General features: G+C 61.2%; 11 protein-coding genes. 5 read left to right on the top strand and 6 right to left on the bottom strand.

The annotated features are described in order from the left end of the window. Positions 1 to 27: 27 nt before the first annotated feature. The gene (locus tag NCS58_RS29860; protein WP_061119083.1) at positions 28 to 2274 is read right to left on the bottom strand and encodes a polysaccharide biosynthesis tyrosine autokinase; all 2247 of its coding nucleotides are present in this window, start codon (positions 2272 to 2274) and stop codon (positions 28 to 30) included. Between the two features lie 442 nt (positions 2275 to 2716). Here NCS58_RS29860 and NCS58_RS29855 point away from each other — a divergent pair, with 442 nt between their 5' ends. Beyond that, on the top strand, positions 2717 to 3958 hold the full coding sequence (locus NCS58_RS29855; RefSeq protein ID WP_250477582.1) for a glycosyltransferase WbuB: 1242 nt from the start codon (positions 2717 to 2719) through the stop codon (positions 3956 to 3958). 46 nt (positions 3959 to 4004) lie between these two features. On the opposite strand, the gene NCS58_RS29850 is transcribed toward NCS58_RS29855, so the two are convergent. The 4 genes from NCS58_RS29850 to NCS58_RS29835 all read right to left on the bottom strand — a co-directional run bounded on the left by NCS58_RS29850 (position 4005) and on the right by NCS58_RS29835 (position 9437). Further along, positions 4005 to 6074 (bottom strand): hypothetical protein, encoded by a 2070-nt coding sequence (locus NCS58_RS29850; protein ID WP_061118980.1) that lies wholly within the window; start codon positions 6072 to 6074, stop codon positions 4005 to 4007. A gap of 25 nt (positions 6075 to 6099) precedes the next feature. Further along, positions 6100 to 7527, bottom strand: coding sequence for a lipopolysaccharide biosynthesis protein (locus NCS58_RS29845; RefSeq protein WP_250477583.1), 1428 nt, complete (start codon positions 7525 to 7527; stop codon positions 6100 to 6102). Positions 7528 to 7569: 42 nt separating this feature from the next. Beyond that, a complete protein-coding gene (locus NCS58_RS29840) occupies positions 7570 to 8019 on the bottom strand; it encodes a hypothetical protein (RefSeq protein ID WP_061118978.1) in 450 nt (149 codons plus the stop codon). Between the two features lie 149 nt (positions 8020 to 8168). Continuing rightward, positions 8169 to 9437 (bottom strand): glycosyltransferase, encoded by a 1269-nt coding sequence (locus NCS58_RS29835; protein ID WP_250477584.1) that lies wholly within the window; start codon positions 9435 to 9437, stop codon positions 8169 to 8171. 262 nt (positions 9438 to 9699) lie between these two features. Between NCS58_RS29835 and NCS58_RS29830 the strand changes: the two genes are divergently transcribed. The 3 genes from NCS58_RS29830 to NCS58_RS29820 all read left to right on the top strand — a co-directional run bounded on the left by NCS58_RS29830 (position 9700) and on the right by NCS58_RS29820 (position 12283). After that, the gene (locus tag NCS58_RS29830; RefSeq protein WP_086961192.1) at positions 9700 to 11088 is read left to right on the top strand and encodes a glycosyltransferase family 1 protein; all 1389 of its coding nucleotides are present in this window, start codon (positions 9700 to 9702) and stop codon (positions 11086 to 11088) included. A gap of 18 nt (positions 11089 to 11106) precedes the next feature. Beyond that, on the top strand, positions 11107 to 11733 hold the full coding sequence (locus NCS58_RS29825; RefSeq protein ID WP_143756354.1) for a putative colanic acid biosynthesis acetyltransferase: 627 nt from the start codon (positions 11107 to 11109) through the stop codon (positions 11731 to 11733). 253 nt (positions 11734 to 11986) lie between these two features. Next, complete coding sequence (locus NCS58_RS29820) at positions 11987 to 12283, top strand: hypothetical protein (protein WP_061119079.1); 297 nt, start codon at positions 11987 to 11989, stop codon at positions 12281 to 12283. Positions 12284 to 12465: 182 nt separating this feature from the next. Here the strand turns inward: NCS58_RS29820 and NCS58_RS29815 are convergent, their stop codons facing one another. Beyond that, entirely contained in the window at positions 12466 to 12765 is a 300-nt protein-coding gene (locus NCS58_RS29815; protein WP_250477585.1) for a TadE/TadG family type IV pilus assembly protein, read from the bottom strand. Between the two features lie 340 nt (positions 12766 to 13105). Here NCS58_RS29815 and NCS58_RS29810 point away from each other — a divergent pair, with 340 nt between their 5' ends. After that, positions 13106 to 14272: a DUF4382 domain-containing protein gene (locus NCS58_RS29810; RefSeq protein WP_061118977.1), complete on the top strand. Its 1167-nt coding sequence runs from the start codon at positions 13106 to 13108 to the stop codon at positions 14270 to 14272. Positions 14273 to 14284: the final 12 nt, after the last annotated feature.

The following is a 14284-nucleotide window of genomic DNA, read 5'->3' as shown; positions in this document are numbered from 1 at the left end:
GTTTGCGTACGCGACTTTCGAAATGCATCAGGCAGGCTTGATGTTGCTCTCGCCGCGGTCCTTGCCATACCCGTAGGTCGTGACGTAGCCGGAGCCATAGCGGGATCTTTCGGCGGGAACATCGGTGAACAGGATGCCGCTCACGCTCACGTCGCTGTTTTGCAGTCGGCTCAGCGCCTCGTGCACTTCGGCGACGGACTGCCGCCCGTGCCGCACCACGAGCAGCGTGGTCCCTGCCTGCCGTCCGATGAGCGAGGCGTCGGTGACGGCGAGCACTGGCGGCGTGTCGATGACGACGGAGTCGTAACGCCGGGACGCCGCGTCGAGCAGTTCGTTGAGGCGCCCGCTCATGAGAATGTCCGCCGGATTGGCCGAGTCGGCGCCACGCGGAATCAGATCGACGCCTTCGATGACGTCGCGCCTCACCACGTCGTCGAATGGCGCGCCGTTGAGGAGCTCGCGCAGTCCGGGTCCGTCGCTCGGTCCGAAAGATGCATGCATGTTGCCCATGCGCATATCCGCATCGATCAGCAGCACCCGCTTGCCGCCGGCCGCCTGAACGGCCGCGAGATTGGCCGAGAGGAACGACTTGCCCGCGCCAGGCGTCGAACTCGTGATCATGATCACGTTGTTTCTGTGCGCTCCGCTGATCGATTGCAGCACGGTGCGCAGACTTCGCACGCCTTCGACCGCCACGTCGCCAGGCGAGCGCGCCGCCAGCACATGCACGCCAGGGAGCTTGCGGCGCATGTCCTCCTGCAACCTGACTTGCCGGACGCTGTGCGGCACGACCGCGCAGACCGGAATGCCGAGGGCGCGCTCGATCTCGACGCTGCGCTCCACGCCACCGAAGAGCGCCCTTCGCAAGAATGCGGCGACGATGCCGAGCACGACGCCGAGCACCGCGGACAGCGCCAGCAGGACACGCCAATTGGGCTTGATCGCTTTCTCGGGCGGCATGGCGCGATCGACGATGCGCACATTGCCGACGTTGCCCGCCTTGATGACGCGTAACTGCTGCGCGCTGTTGAGGAGATTCGTATAGAGGTCGGTGTCCACGCGAACGTTGCGCATAAGGCGCAGCGCCGTCTGCTCGGTATCCGGCAATGAAGCCACGCGCCGGCTCAGGGCGTCGCGATCCTGTTGCAAGCGGCTGATCTTGGCATTGATCGCCGTGAGCGACGGATAACCCGGCTGATAATGCCCGGCGATATCGTCGCGCTGCTGCATCAGCGCGCGCATGCTGGTGTCGAGTTCGATAACTTGTTGCAATAGCAGGCGGCTTTCGATGCCGAGATCGACGGTGCCCTTGCTGTTGCGAAACGCGTTGTACTGGTCCTCCGCCTGCTGCAACTCCTCGCGCAGCTTCGGCAACTGCTCCTCGAGAAAGAGCAGCGAATGTTCGGCTTCGGATGATCTCCTCGCGAAATCCTGAGCCAGATACTCTTGCGCGATCGCATTCACGACATTGGCAACGCGCGTCGGATCGGAGCCTTCGAGCGCCACGCCGATCATGCCCGACTGTGTCTTGCGCTCCGCGATGGCCAGCTTGCTCTGGAGCGCCAGAGTGGTCGCCTGGCTCGATTGTGCCGTCAGCGTGAATTCGCAGCCGGGAGGCGCCTCGAGCGTGTTGACGAGGACGCGCGCCTCGCCATTGTCGTAGGGCACGGTCAGTTCCTGACCGACCGCTCCTCGTCCGAGGACGATGCCATCGGGCGATAGCAGTTCGAATGAACCGCCCTCTCCCGCCTTGATCGTGAATGCGCGACCGAGGGCCTTGCGCGGCACGTCGAACACCTTTACGTCAATGTTCTCGTCGCCCCATGCGAAGCGCCGCAAGCCGAAGAGCGGTTTTGAGTCGCCCATCCCCCTGTTCAGCCTGGCTATCCAATGACCGATGAGCGGAAAGTAGCGCGGCTGCGCGGTTACTTCCAGATGCAATTGCCGCACCGCCTCACCTACGACGAGCCGCGAGCGGATCAACTCCATTTCGGTGTCGGCGCCCGCCTTGACTTTCGAATCGAAGATCGATGCGAGCCGCCCCAATGCTTCGGCTTCGGGAGAACTCGAAGTCTGCGCGCCGATCTGAACCAGCGCGTCGGCACGGTACACGGGCTGGATGACCGCTCCATATAGCGCACCGAGCGCGAGCGTGCCGAGCGCGACCACGCATACGAGACGACGGCCATCGATGATGACCCGAACGTAGTCGGATATCGACACGCCATCCCCGTGCATCGAATCGTCGTGCATGCCTTGCTTCATCGAGGTCATGTGTTTGCCGATAAGGTCCATTGCCCCCGACAGCGGTGCTCGCCCGGGAGGCGCGATTTCATAGGAGCGACGCATCCGGTGTGCGTCCGTTCTGACTGTTACCCTTGTTCTTATCAATGGACAAACAAAGCAGCGCAGCACGCCTGGTTCGAGAAAGCCCCCGGGTCTCCCGTGTCCGTCGCCGTTGAGAACTTTACATACGCCTCTGTCATGCAGGACATCGCGACGGAAATCGCCAAGATGTTGTCGGTCGCCTGAGTCATGTCGGTAAGAATGGAACCCGGTGTCGAAGCGGTGGCGTGTCTCGGCAAGCCTTTGTCGGCTGGAGTGAACAAGTGGCTTGTACCATTCGCCGGATAGCTTGATGCCGATTTCTTCTACGCGCGCATGCGAGCAAGAAATTTCATTCAATTCCAATACAGGCTATCGAATGAAGATCCTCATGATTTCACTGAACTATGCTCCCGAGGTTTCCGGTATCGGGAAGTATTCGTCCGAGCTGGCCGAGTGGTTCGCAAGAAAGGGGCATATAGTGCGCGTGATCACGGCATCGCCCTATTATCCTGGCTGGCGCGTGCAGGAAGGTTATAGCGCGCGCAAGTTCTCCACCGAATCGATCAACGACGTGTCGGTAACGCGCGTGCCGTTCTGGTGTCCGCGCCGGCCGAATGGCGTGAAGCGTCTCATTCACCTGATGAGTTTCTCCCTCGCTGCCGCGCTGCCAGCCATCGCCCGCGTACGCTGGCGTCCCGATCTCGTGTGGGTGGTCGAGCCGCCTTTGTTCGCGAGCCCGTTTGCACTGCTCACTGCGCGCTTGAGCGGCGCACTGTGCTGGCTGCAGATTCAGGACTATGAAGTCGACGCTGCATTCAAGCTCGGCATGCTCAAGGGTAATGCCGTGAAGAAGCTTTGCCTCAAGTTCGAGCGATCGCTTCTCGCACGCATGGACGGAGTGTCGGCCCCTTCGGCTGCGATGACGCAAATCGCAGCCGCCAAAGGCGTGCCTAACGAAAAGCTGTCTCTCGTACCGAACTGGGTCGACACCGGGCGCATCCGCCCGCTCGGCAGAGCCAGCGCTTTTCGCGCCCGGCTGGGTATTGGCGAAAATGTCATCGTCGTGCTGTATTCCGGAAATCTCGGCGCCAAGCAAGGACTCGAACTGCTTCCTGAAGCCGCGCACAGGCTGGTGCATCGTCGCGACATCGTGTTTGTCATTTGCGGCAATGGTCCTGCAAAGGACTATCTGAGCGCCAAGGCGGCGGAGCTTCCGAACATCAAACTGATCGACATGCAGCCGAACAAGCGCTTCAATGAATTGATGGGGCTTGCGGACATCCACGCTCTTCCGCAGCGCGCGGACGCCGCCGACATCGTGATGCCATCCAAGCTCGGCGGCATGCTGTCGAGCGCACGCCCGGTCATCGCGACCGCCGCGGAACATACGGAGCTATGGAACATCGTTCGGTCGGTCGGCGTCGTGACCGAACCGGGCAATGCGACCGCCCTGGCGGAAGCGATCGTCCATCTGGCGAACGATCCCGCGCTGCGCGAGCGACTCGGCTCGCTCGGACGCAGCTATGCCACGACCCATCTCTCGCGGGAGAAGATTCTCGCTGCATTCGAGAGCCGCGTCGTCATCGAGCTGCAGAAAAAGCGCGACGTGTCGGACCGCGTCATTACCTGAGCCCTTGCTCGCGCCACGCGCGCCGCTCGCCTGCGCACCGATGCGGCTATTCGAAAGGGCGATTGCCGAGCATGAGCGCGCGATGCGCGCCCGCGGTCGAGGCGACGAGTCCAAGCGTTCCTTTCTGGGTCACCGAGAAGCGGACCAGGTCGCTTCCCGATACCAGCGTTCGGGCGGGCTCGCCAGCGCCGCGTCGTGGCAGATGGAGCAGATACAGACCCGACAAAGCCTGATGTGACCGGTCCGCGTTACGCGACACGAGCACGATCACGGCATGGGCCTTGTCGTCGCGTGGAAGCGTCAGACCGGTGTCGAAGCTCGCGCCGTCGAAATCCATGCTGAAGAGGCCGAGCCCGCCGATCTCATGCCTGACCTCCTCCACGGCGCGGAACGCTCCACGCTGTATCGTCACATCGTCGGCGAACGTTGCGGCGCCCAGGGCAAAGTGATCCTGCGCATTCGTGAGCGTGCAATCCCACGACTGCACGGGCGCGACCGGACCGTCCGACGCCACGGCCGATGCGCCGTAGGCTTGCTGGACGTTGACGCCGAAGACGGAGGAAGCGCCGTCGAGTGTCCCGACAAATGCCGGAACGAGTACACCGTCGCCCAGATACGGGTCGTTCCAGCCGGCGCCGACGGGTCCCGTGCGAGCCGGACTGTCGCGATAGCCGACGCGCTCCAGATAAACGCCGTTGAAGACGGCGGACTGACATGCATCGACGAGCACGGCGGGTCGCGGCGACATCGCGTGCGATATCTGCATGAAGACGTTGGCGTTCGACGGGCGCGCATAACGCGACATGACCCTGATGCAGAAACCGCAGATGCCCCTGTAGGGATAAGCCTTCGCCTGCGACGCGGCGTTGAGTTGCGCACTCAGTCTCGACTCGTTGTTTCGCGTCTTGAAGAACGCGGCGTCGAACCAGGTGTCGATACGCCGCTCGTCATCGCCATAGGCCCGGCTGTAGATGTTGCGCACGTTGATGAAGGTGCACTTGTCCGCAAAGCCGCCTCGCTCGTTATAGTCGTCGTTGCGGTCCGCCCATTGCCCTCCGACGAGAACCGGCACGCCCGTGCCCTGGGCCTCGATATTGCTGAACATGCATTGCTCCAGCACCGCTGCATAGATGCCGATGCCGCAGCCGAGAAAGCGAAGCTTGTCGAAGATGCAGCAGGCGAGTGTCGCGGAAAGCGCACCGAAAGCCATGAAGCAATCGATGAAAGTCAGGTTCTCCAGGCCCGCTTCGAACGCGGTGTCGTGTCCATCGAGTAGGCCGAAGGTGATCGGCTGACGCGCGTCCGCCATGCCGTAGCGATACCCTCCCTTCACCACGGCGTTGATGCCGCATACCTTGACTCCGGGCCACGCGCCCACGCAGTAAGCCTGGCGCAATGCCGGCTCGGGCGCAAGCCGCTTGTCCTTTGCGCTTCTCGTGCGGCCGTCGTCGTGACAAGGAATGGCGAGCGTCCCCGATGCGGCTGCGATGCGGAACGTGCCGTTATCGAGCACCACACGCTGCGCGCGTCCTGTCGACGCATAACATGCGCCCGCGAAAGCGACGGCGCGGTTGATGGCGTCGGCGTCATCTGCGATGCCGTCACCTTGCGCACCGAACCAGCGCGCGTAGATGTCGCCCTCGAACACGCGTTTCCAGCGCTTTCCGGACTTCGACACGATAATCGTGCCGCCATTGTCCGCACTCGACGCATCGTCCGGATCGAGCCGATAACACGCGATGTCCGACGCGCGACGGCCTGCCGGATGCTGCGACACGAGCAGGCGCGTGAGCGTTCCGGTGTACTGACGCAACATCGCGTAGCCCTGGATCGGACCTTCGTTCAGGATGAAGCCGGACACATCTGCGATGCGCGCCTGAAGCAGCGCCCCCCTGATGACGACCATCCTGTCGTCGGGTGCAAGGCTTTCCGCAAGCTGCATCGAAGCGGCTGCACCCTGAATCTGCGTGGGCTCGCTTTTCGCGGCCTGCGCACGACGCGCCTCGCCGGCCACGCCCGAGACGCCGCAGCAGGCGACGATGATCTTCTTGAGCGCCCGTCGTCTCGTCTTGAGCGCCTCGCCGGCGGCCTGCCACTTGCTCCGGAGCTGGACCATGACGTCTCGAGGCCTGTGGGAAGCGCTACGACAGCGGCTTCAGCGAAGCATGGGCAAAAATCTGCTTTCTGCAGATGCCGATATACACGGAGTAGTCCACCGCGACGCTGGCAATGATGGTCGACCAGATCACCCAGTCCACCGTGCCGAACTTCGTGAGCAGATAAACCTTGAGCGGAATGGAAACAGTGCAAAAGACCAGCACGGCGAGCAACTGCGGACGCAATTCCTTCACGCCGTTCAGAAAGATGGCGAAGGCGCTGGCCATCGCGTCGACCACGGCGAGCACCGCCGCGGCGCAACGCAACTCGAACGGCACGTCGAGCTGATTGCCCGTCCATATCTTCAGGAGCCACGGCGACGCTATCAGGATCAGCGCGCTCATCAGCAGGGCGGTACCTGTCGTCACGCACATGGACAGCTTCAGCGTGTTCCTGATGAAGGTCCTTTCACCTCGCGATCGGGCATCAGCGTACAAGCCCCACAATGGTCCCGACAACATCGACATTGCAACGGTGACCACCTGAAACAGCCGTTGTGCGACGGCCAGTCGCGCGACTTCCTTGGCGCCGAGAATGTTCGAGACGATCAACGGGTCACACGCGCTGCCACATATGAAGCCGAGTTGAACGATGAGAAATATGCCCGCCGTCTTCGTCAGCACGGAATAGTCGAGCCAACCGGTGCCGGCCCAGATGCCGCGATGGAATCTGAAGATCCCCTCCCGGCGCAGGCGCACGAGCAGAATCATCGCGCTCGCGACCTGAACGCCATAGGTGGACAGGACGAGATAGGGCATGGGTGCGCGCACGCGCGCACAGAGATAGAGAAGCGGCAACGAACACAGGTATCCGATTGCCGCGGCCGTATGCGGTTCCCATGCGCGCTGCAAGCCCACGAAGACCTTTCTAACGCCACCGAGCGGAATGTTCAGGCAGAACAGCCCGATGAACGTGAGCGTCGCCAGCACGGTCTCTTTCGCGACGATCGTCGACTCGACCTTGAGCAGGCGCTGAAAATCCAGCAGCAAGACGAGCCCGACGAGTACCCCCGCCGCGGCGACGCCGATCACGGCGAGCAGCATGATGCCCCGCGTAACGATGGTCTGCAGCGCGTCGCGGTCGGCGGACGATTCCGCATCCGCAACGAGATTCACGAGTCCGTTCGCCACGCCGAGATCCAGCACCGATAACATCACCGCGAGGCTCGATATCGTCATCCAGATGCCGAAGCGCTCTTGTCCCAGATATGGCAGCGTGAACGAGACCGAGAGCAGGACGACCGCGAAGCCCAACGCCGCACTCACCGAATTGCAGGCGACCGACCGTGCTGCGCGGACATAGCGCTCCCGGTCGCGCGCCTCGGAGCTGCCGACGCCGAATGGCAGGTAACGAAAGCAGTGCCTCAGGAAGAAGGCGGGGGCGCGCGCAAAAGAACGCTCTGAAGGCGGCATGGGGCGTTTCATCCTTTAGCTGATCGCCGGAAACGCTGTGGCCTAAACGCGCGGTTCGAATCGCACCTTGTCCTGATCGCCCACGTAGGGTCCCTGCTTCACTTCGATGAACGCCGCGTCTTCGAGTATCTCGAAGCCATGCCCGCCCGAGGACAGCAAGATGACGTCGCCGGGCCCGAGCGTGCGGCTCGTCACATAGTGCAGATTCGAGCCGTAAAAATCGACACGCACGCGGCCTTTCTTGATGAACAGAACCTCTTGCGTCAACTTGACCTCGCGCACCACGACGTTGTGTACGTGAGCGGGAATCTTCTTTCCGGCCGGATGCGTCATGTGCGCGAGTTGCTGCGAGTACTCATGCGGCGTAAAGAAGTTGATGCCTTCTTTTGAGAACGAGTCCCGGACGATCAGAGCCAGTGTGACGCCGTCGTGAACGATGGTTTCCAGCTCCTTATCGACCACGGTGTCCTGTTCGGCTACGAGTAGCGTCATGATGTGCCCCGGCGGGATTGTTCGACATGGACCGCTGCATGCGCAGCGGCATGTAAGCATGATTTCCGATGAATCGCCTTGAGACGCGACAAAGGCGCAGGCCCGATACGCCGTGTAGTCCGAGCATAGCGGCGAGCGCCCTTCGCCGGTCAGCCGGTGACGGAATCTGGCAAGGTGTTGACCGATTCGCGTCGCGGTCCGTATAGCAATGCGATATAGCTTTGCGCAACGTGGGAGATATGAAAGCGGCTATCGAAACACTGCTTCGCCGCCGCCCTCATCGTCGCCTTCGCCTCTTCTGGCAAGTTCGTCCATTTCAGAAAGAGCCGGGTTATGCCTCGCTGTGTGTCTTCGTCCGCGAATCCCGCGCCGTCGGCGACGACCTCCTGCCAGATGCCGACCTTGTCGGTCAGAAGCACCGGGACGCCACACGCGAGCGCTTCGGCCACCACGATGCCGAAATTCTCCTGATGCGAGGGCAAGACCAGGACGTCGGCTGCTCGCAACAAGGACCACTTGTCGTTACCCGTGACGAGATCGAGCCAGCTGATTCGCCCACCAAGCCCGAGCTGCTCCGCTTCGCGACGCAGCTTGGGAGCAAGGCCGTTATTGTCCGGCCCCGCAATGACGAGTTGATAATCGTCCCTCGCGTCCTTCAGATCGTGAAACGAGCGGATCAGCAGATCGCAGCCCTTCTTTTCATGGATGCGCCCGAGGAAAAGAATGACTTTCCTGCCTCCCCAATCCGCGCGGGTGCGCCATTTCCCCGGGTCCGAATTTGCTATCGAAGGCGCCGGCGCGGTTCCGTACGTCACCGTGAATTCCTTTGCCCGGTATAGCGGAAAAGATTTGCGCGCGAGTTTGCGCTCGCTATCGGCGGTGAACAGAACGCCTTGCGCATTGCTGAGAACGTGACGTTCCACCAACATCCAATAGAGAAGCTTCTTTGTGTACTTCAGCGGACGACCGACGTTAAACCACGGATCGAGCATGCCGTGCGGTATCACGTAATAAGGAACGCCCTGCGAGCGCAGTGCGATCATCGCCGCCGCGCTGTGAAACTGCCAGATGCCGTCCACGACGATCGCATCATATTGCCTGCCGTGCTGCATCAGCCACCGCACCAGACGAAAGCTGAATGAATACTTGCCTGCATGGTGTCCCAGACGGATGACACTGTCGAACGCCGCGTCATCGGACTTATCCGGATGCGCCGAAGAGTCGAGGCAGACGACATCCACGGCGTGCCCGCAACGCCGGATTTCGGCCGCGATTCTCTTGATGGCCTCGGCCGGCCCGCCAGACCGGGCCTCGATCGTCGGAATGATGTGGAGCGTTTTCAATGAAAATCCTCCGATGAACCATGACGCGTGCGCGAGCCGCGTGAACGCGCAAGACAGCTTCATGGCGGTTGCCACGGGGCGTCACGACCCGCGCTCGAATCGCAATCGTAGTGGCTCGTCTGACGCCGCCCGTTCACTTGGCGGAAATCATCAAGCTTTTGGCCGGCTGTCCGCGCGCGCAATGCATGATCCGATCGAGCCGCCACGCTCATCGTTCAGCCAACGTCTTGCCGAGTTCCGTCAGAACGAGCTGGTCCATATCACACGGGCTACCGTTGGACAAACGTGAAATCGCTGTCAGCGTCTACCTGTGCATCCTTTTCCGGGGGCTGAGAATATGCTGTTCAACAGAGTCGCTTCAAATCCCGAATACGACAGTAGTCTTGCAGAGCCGGGCCCCGCCCACCACGGCGCCGGCGAGCACGGGCAAGCGAACGACGTGGATCGCGTGGTTGACCGCTTTCGGGTTCGGCCGATCCGGATCGTGGTGCTTCTCGAGCAGGACAATTCGACGGGCGGAGGATTTCAGCAGGCAATAAACGCCGCGCTGCTGTTCAGGCGTCTGCCGCCTGAGCTCTGCGACGTAACCTTCGTCACGACGCGGCAATCGGCAATCGAGGAATTGCAGAGGAGCGGCCTCGACGCACATTACCTTCCGGTTCGAAAATGGCAACGCGCGCTCGCCCGCTTTGAGGTGCTGTGGCGGCAGCTCAGTGTGTCCCGCCCGCTCATGGGAAACCTCCACTCCAGCTGGCTGGACCGGTCGCTGCGGGATATGGGCGCCGATCTCGTCTATTTCACGTGCCCGTCCTATCTTGCGCTCGTGACCACGCAGTTCAGCTATCTCTTCACTGTCTGGGACCTTTCGCACCGGGACGACCCGGACTTTCCCGAGGTGCGTGCCAACGGCGAGTTCGAGCGTCGTGAACAGATCTATCAACATGCGTTAAAGAAGGCGACAGGCATCGTCGTCGATTCGCAGGCGGGGCGCGATAACGTGGTCCGGCGCTATGGCATCGATGAGGAACGCGTGCATGTGATTCCCTTCTGTCCCGCCGTCGGCACGATGCTATCGGAGGAAGAGTTGTCCCGGCCCGAGCGCTTCATCGACGTCAAACTCAAATATGACCTGGCCTGCGACTACATCTACTATCCCGCGCAGTTCTGGCCGCACAAGAACCACGTGTACATCTTGCGCGGACTCCGCCGTCTGGAAGACCGCTTCGGGATCAAGGCCGGTGCCATCTTCTCGGGACGCGACTTCGGCAATCTGGCTTACGTTCGTTCCGTCGCCTCGGACCTCGGGCTGACCGACAGGGTCCGCTTTGCCGGCTTCGTGCCCGACGGCGAAGTGCCCTGCCTCTATCGCCAGTCGATCGCCCTCGTCATGCCCACTTATTTCGGTCCGACGAACCTGCCGCCCTACGAGGCGTTTCAGCTCGGTGTCCCGGTTCTGTATTCCGATCTCGTGAACCTGCGCGACCAGGTCGGCGACGCGGGCCTTCTCGTCGACCTGCTGAGACCGGACACGATGGCCGACGCGCTTCGAAGACTCATCACGGATGTCGAACTGAGGAATACGCTCGTCGAGCGAGGCAAGCGGCGTATCGAATCACTCACGGACGAGCAGCGGCTCTCGACACTCAGAGGCGCACTGGAAGCATTCCAGGCACGGCGCATGTGCTGGGCGCCCTCCACGCAGACTTCTCGCAACCGCAATTCCTGAACCCAACGGGAACTCTAAATGGCCTCGGAACTCTTTCGCGACGAGCATGTGTCGCCGCCTGAAACTCCTCCGCACGACATCGAGCGCGATCGCGAACCTGGCGGCGTCATCGATCTGAGTCGCGCCGACCAGGGCAACTATGTAAAGGTCCGTTCGACGTTGATCGAGACGCTATGGTTCATCGCCGAAGCCACCATCATCAGTAACAAGCTCGTGCCGTTCTCGGCTCTGCGCGTGGCGTTGTTGCGGCTCTTTGGCGCGAAGATCGGCGTGGGTTGCCGGTTCCTGCACGCTGTGCATGTCAAAGCGCCCTGGAATCTCGTGGTCGGCGATCACTCCTGGTTCGGCGCCGATGCGTGGATCTATAACCAGGCGCCCATTCGGATCGGCTCGAATGTCTGCATCTCGCAAAGGACTTTCCTGACGACCGGCTCACATGAGATGAGCACGACGATGAACCTGCGCGTCGCGCCGATCGTCATCGAAGACGGCGTGTGGATCACGGCGAACTGCGTCGTGCAGATGGGCGTGACGATCGGCCGTTCCACCGTGGTCACGCCGCTGTCCGTCGTGCATCGTTCGCTCGCGCCTGAGGGCGTCTATGGTGGCAATCCATGCCGATTCATTCGCAAGCGCTTCGACTGAAGAAAGGCAGCCTCAGGGGTTCACTGCACGCCCCGCTCCGAAAATTGGGAGTATCAGCTTACCTTACTCAAGGTATCGAAAAGCGAATCAGCGGTTAGCAACTGCTTTACATAGGCAGCTTGATTACTACACTTGGTTGTTGTGGCGACGGCCGGTCTTGCCGTGTTCGTAGCCGCTACTGAGCAATGATGAGACGGAATGCATCGTTGTATGTTCTCGGGCGCCTTATCTTGCTGAATTGGAGGAACCAATCATGCAAACTGTTCTAAGACGATATTCCGGAAAGGGCGCGACAGAATTGTTTGATTTGCTCGAGAAGCATAACGCTGAGGTCGAAGAATGGATGGGTGGTGTCAAAGGCTTGGTCACATACACGCTCGTGCGCACCGGCGAGGGCGGATTTTCCGTGACTGTGTGTCGGGACAAGGCGGGTATTGATGAGAGCGTGCAAAAAGCGAAGGAGTGGATCGCGAAGAATGCGGGAAGCATTGGAGCGGCCGCGCCGGACGTGACGGAGGGTGCGGTCATTGCTCATTTGAACAAGTCTTAGTTCTGACGCTTACGACGCACGCGCCAGATGGCTGCATGGGCGTGCGTCGCTCATGGCGTCGAGAGAATCAACCGGTTTGAATCACTCATCGCCTTTATCGAGTCGTCTTGTTCGCCAGGCGCAGGAACATCGCTCTCATTCGTAAGTCATCACCGCTGTCGCATTGAGCACGACCGGACCTGTCAACGCCTGAACACTGATCCCAGCATCAAGCCCCGATAGGTATAAGAAATTCGAACCGTGAGTGTATTTCCCGGACTGGTCCCGCTTGCATTGTTCACGGTAACGCTTGGTGAATTGCCTGCGTTCCCGAAACTGAGAAGCTCATTGCAATTGGCGCTAGCGACCGCGGAAATCTGGGTCGCAGAGAGCGCAGGCACCGCCACCATCGTCCCGGCTCTGGCTGCCGCGCGCGCTGCGGCGGCAAGCGCTGCCTTGTCGTAAATCATCAAGCCGACATCGACGATGCCAACTAGCACCATGAGCAAAAACGGAAGCAGGATGGCGAATTCCAGCGCGACACTGCCCGCTTGTGTGGCAGACCGCCGTCCACCTCTCCGGATTTGCAAGTGACTGGAACGGTCCTCATTTCTTCGCATATTTTTTTTGATAACTTTGGCGCGCTCGACACAACGTTCTGGGAGCGTGAATGTATCGCGTAGAAAATTATGAAATGCTTAAGGATTGCGATCCAGCCAGCTGAAATGACCGCAGTACATGTTGTTTTAGAAGTTACAGTTTTAAAGCTCACGGTTACAATCGTCGGACGATTTCAAAGCTAAGCTTCCGCCCACCTCGAATAAAAAAACAAAGGGTGCGAAGATGACTAGAAAAATTTGGAAAGCGCTGGTTCTTGCAGCGCTGCTGCCTTTGGCGCTCGCGGCTTGCGGCGGAGGCGGGAGTGATGGCGCTTCTAGCACGCCGTCCGGCACGCTGCACGTCGCGATAACGGACGCGCCGTCTTGCGGTTTCGATCACGTCTACGTGACCGTTTCAAAGGTGCGCGTCAATGCGAGCGCACAGGCGGGCGACAACGACGCGGGTTGGACTACAGTCGCCTTGCCCGCGCCGCAGAAGATCGATCTGCTGTCATTGACCAACGGCGTGCTCGCCGATCTCGGCCAAAGCGCGCTGCCCGCCGGCGAATACCAGCAGGTTCGCCTGGTGCTCGCCTCGAACGCAGGCAACACGATTGCCAATTCCGTGGTGCCCTCCGGCGGCACCGAGCAGCCGCTCGATACCCCGAGCGCGACGCAGAGCGGCTACAAGATCATCCAGCCCTTCACTGTTCAACCAAACACGCTGGTCGACCTCGTGCTCGACTTCAACGCGTGCAAGTCGGTCGTCACGCGCGGCAACGGCTCCTACGCCCTCAAGCCGGTCGTGACAGCAACGCCGACGACCGTGAGCGGGCAAATCGCGGGTTATGTCGCGCGCGCGCAGGCAGGCGCCACCGTCTATGCCGAGCAGGGCGGGAAGGTCGTCAAGGGCACCCTCGCCGACAGCACCGGCAAATTCGTGCTGTCGCCGCTCATTCAAAGCTCCACACAAGGCAACTACGATGTAGTCATCGTCCAGAACAACGTGGCCACCGGTGTCATACGGTCCGTGCCGGTCGTCGTCAACACGAGCACGGCTGTGTCCACCTCTGACGCACCCATCGCGCTGCCTTCGTCGTCGATGAGTACGGTAAGCGGGAAGGTGACGCCGACCGCCGATGCCCTCGTCCGTGCGTTGCAGCCGGTCAATGCGGCCGCGTTCGAGATCGGCTCCATCAACGCGAATCTCGACACGGGCGTCTACGCGCTATCGTTGCCGGCCGCTGCGCCCATCGTCAGCACCTACTCTGCTGCGCTGCCTCTGAGCTTCGCCGCCGCACCGGCCGCAGCCGGCCAATACACGCTCGAGGCAGACGCCGCATCGGGCGCCACGCAATCGACGGGTGTCACCGCGACAACCGGTCAGGCCAACGTGAATTTCAACTTCTAACGCATCCAACGT

Source organism: Caballeronia sp. INML3B (assembly GCF_023631305.1).
GTDB classification, from domain to species: domain Bacteria; phylum Pseudomonadota; class Gammaproteobacteria; order Burkholderiales; family Burkholderiaceae; genus Caballeronia; species Caballeronia turbans.
Note: the sequence above shows the minus strand (reverse complement) of the source record. Positions and strands in the feature narration are given on the sequence as shown.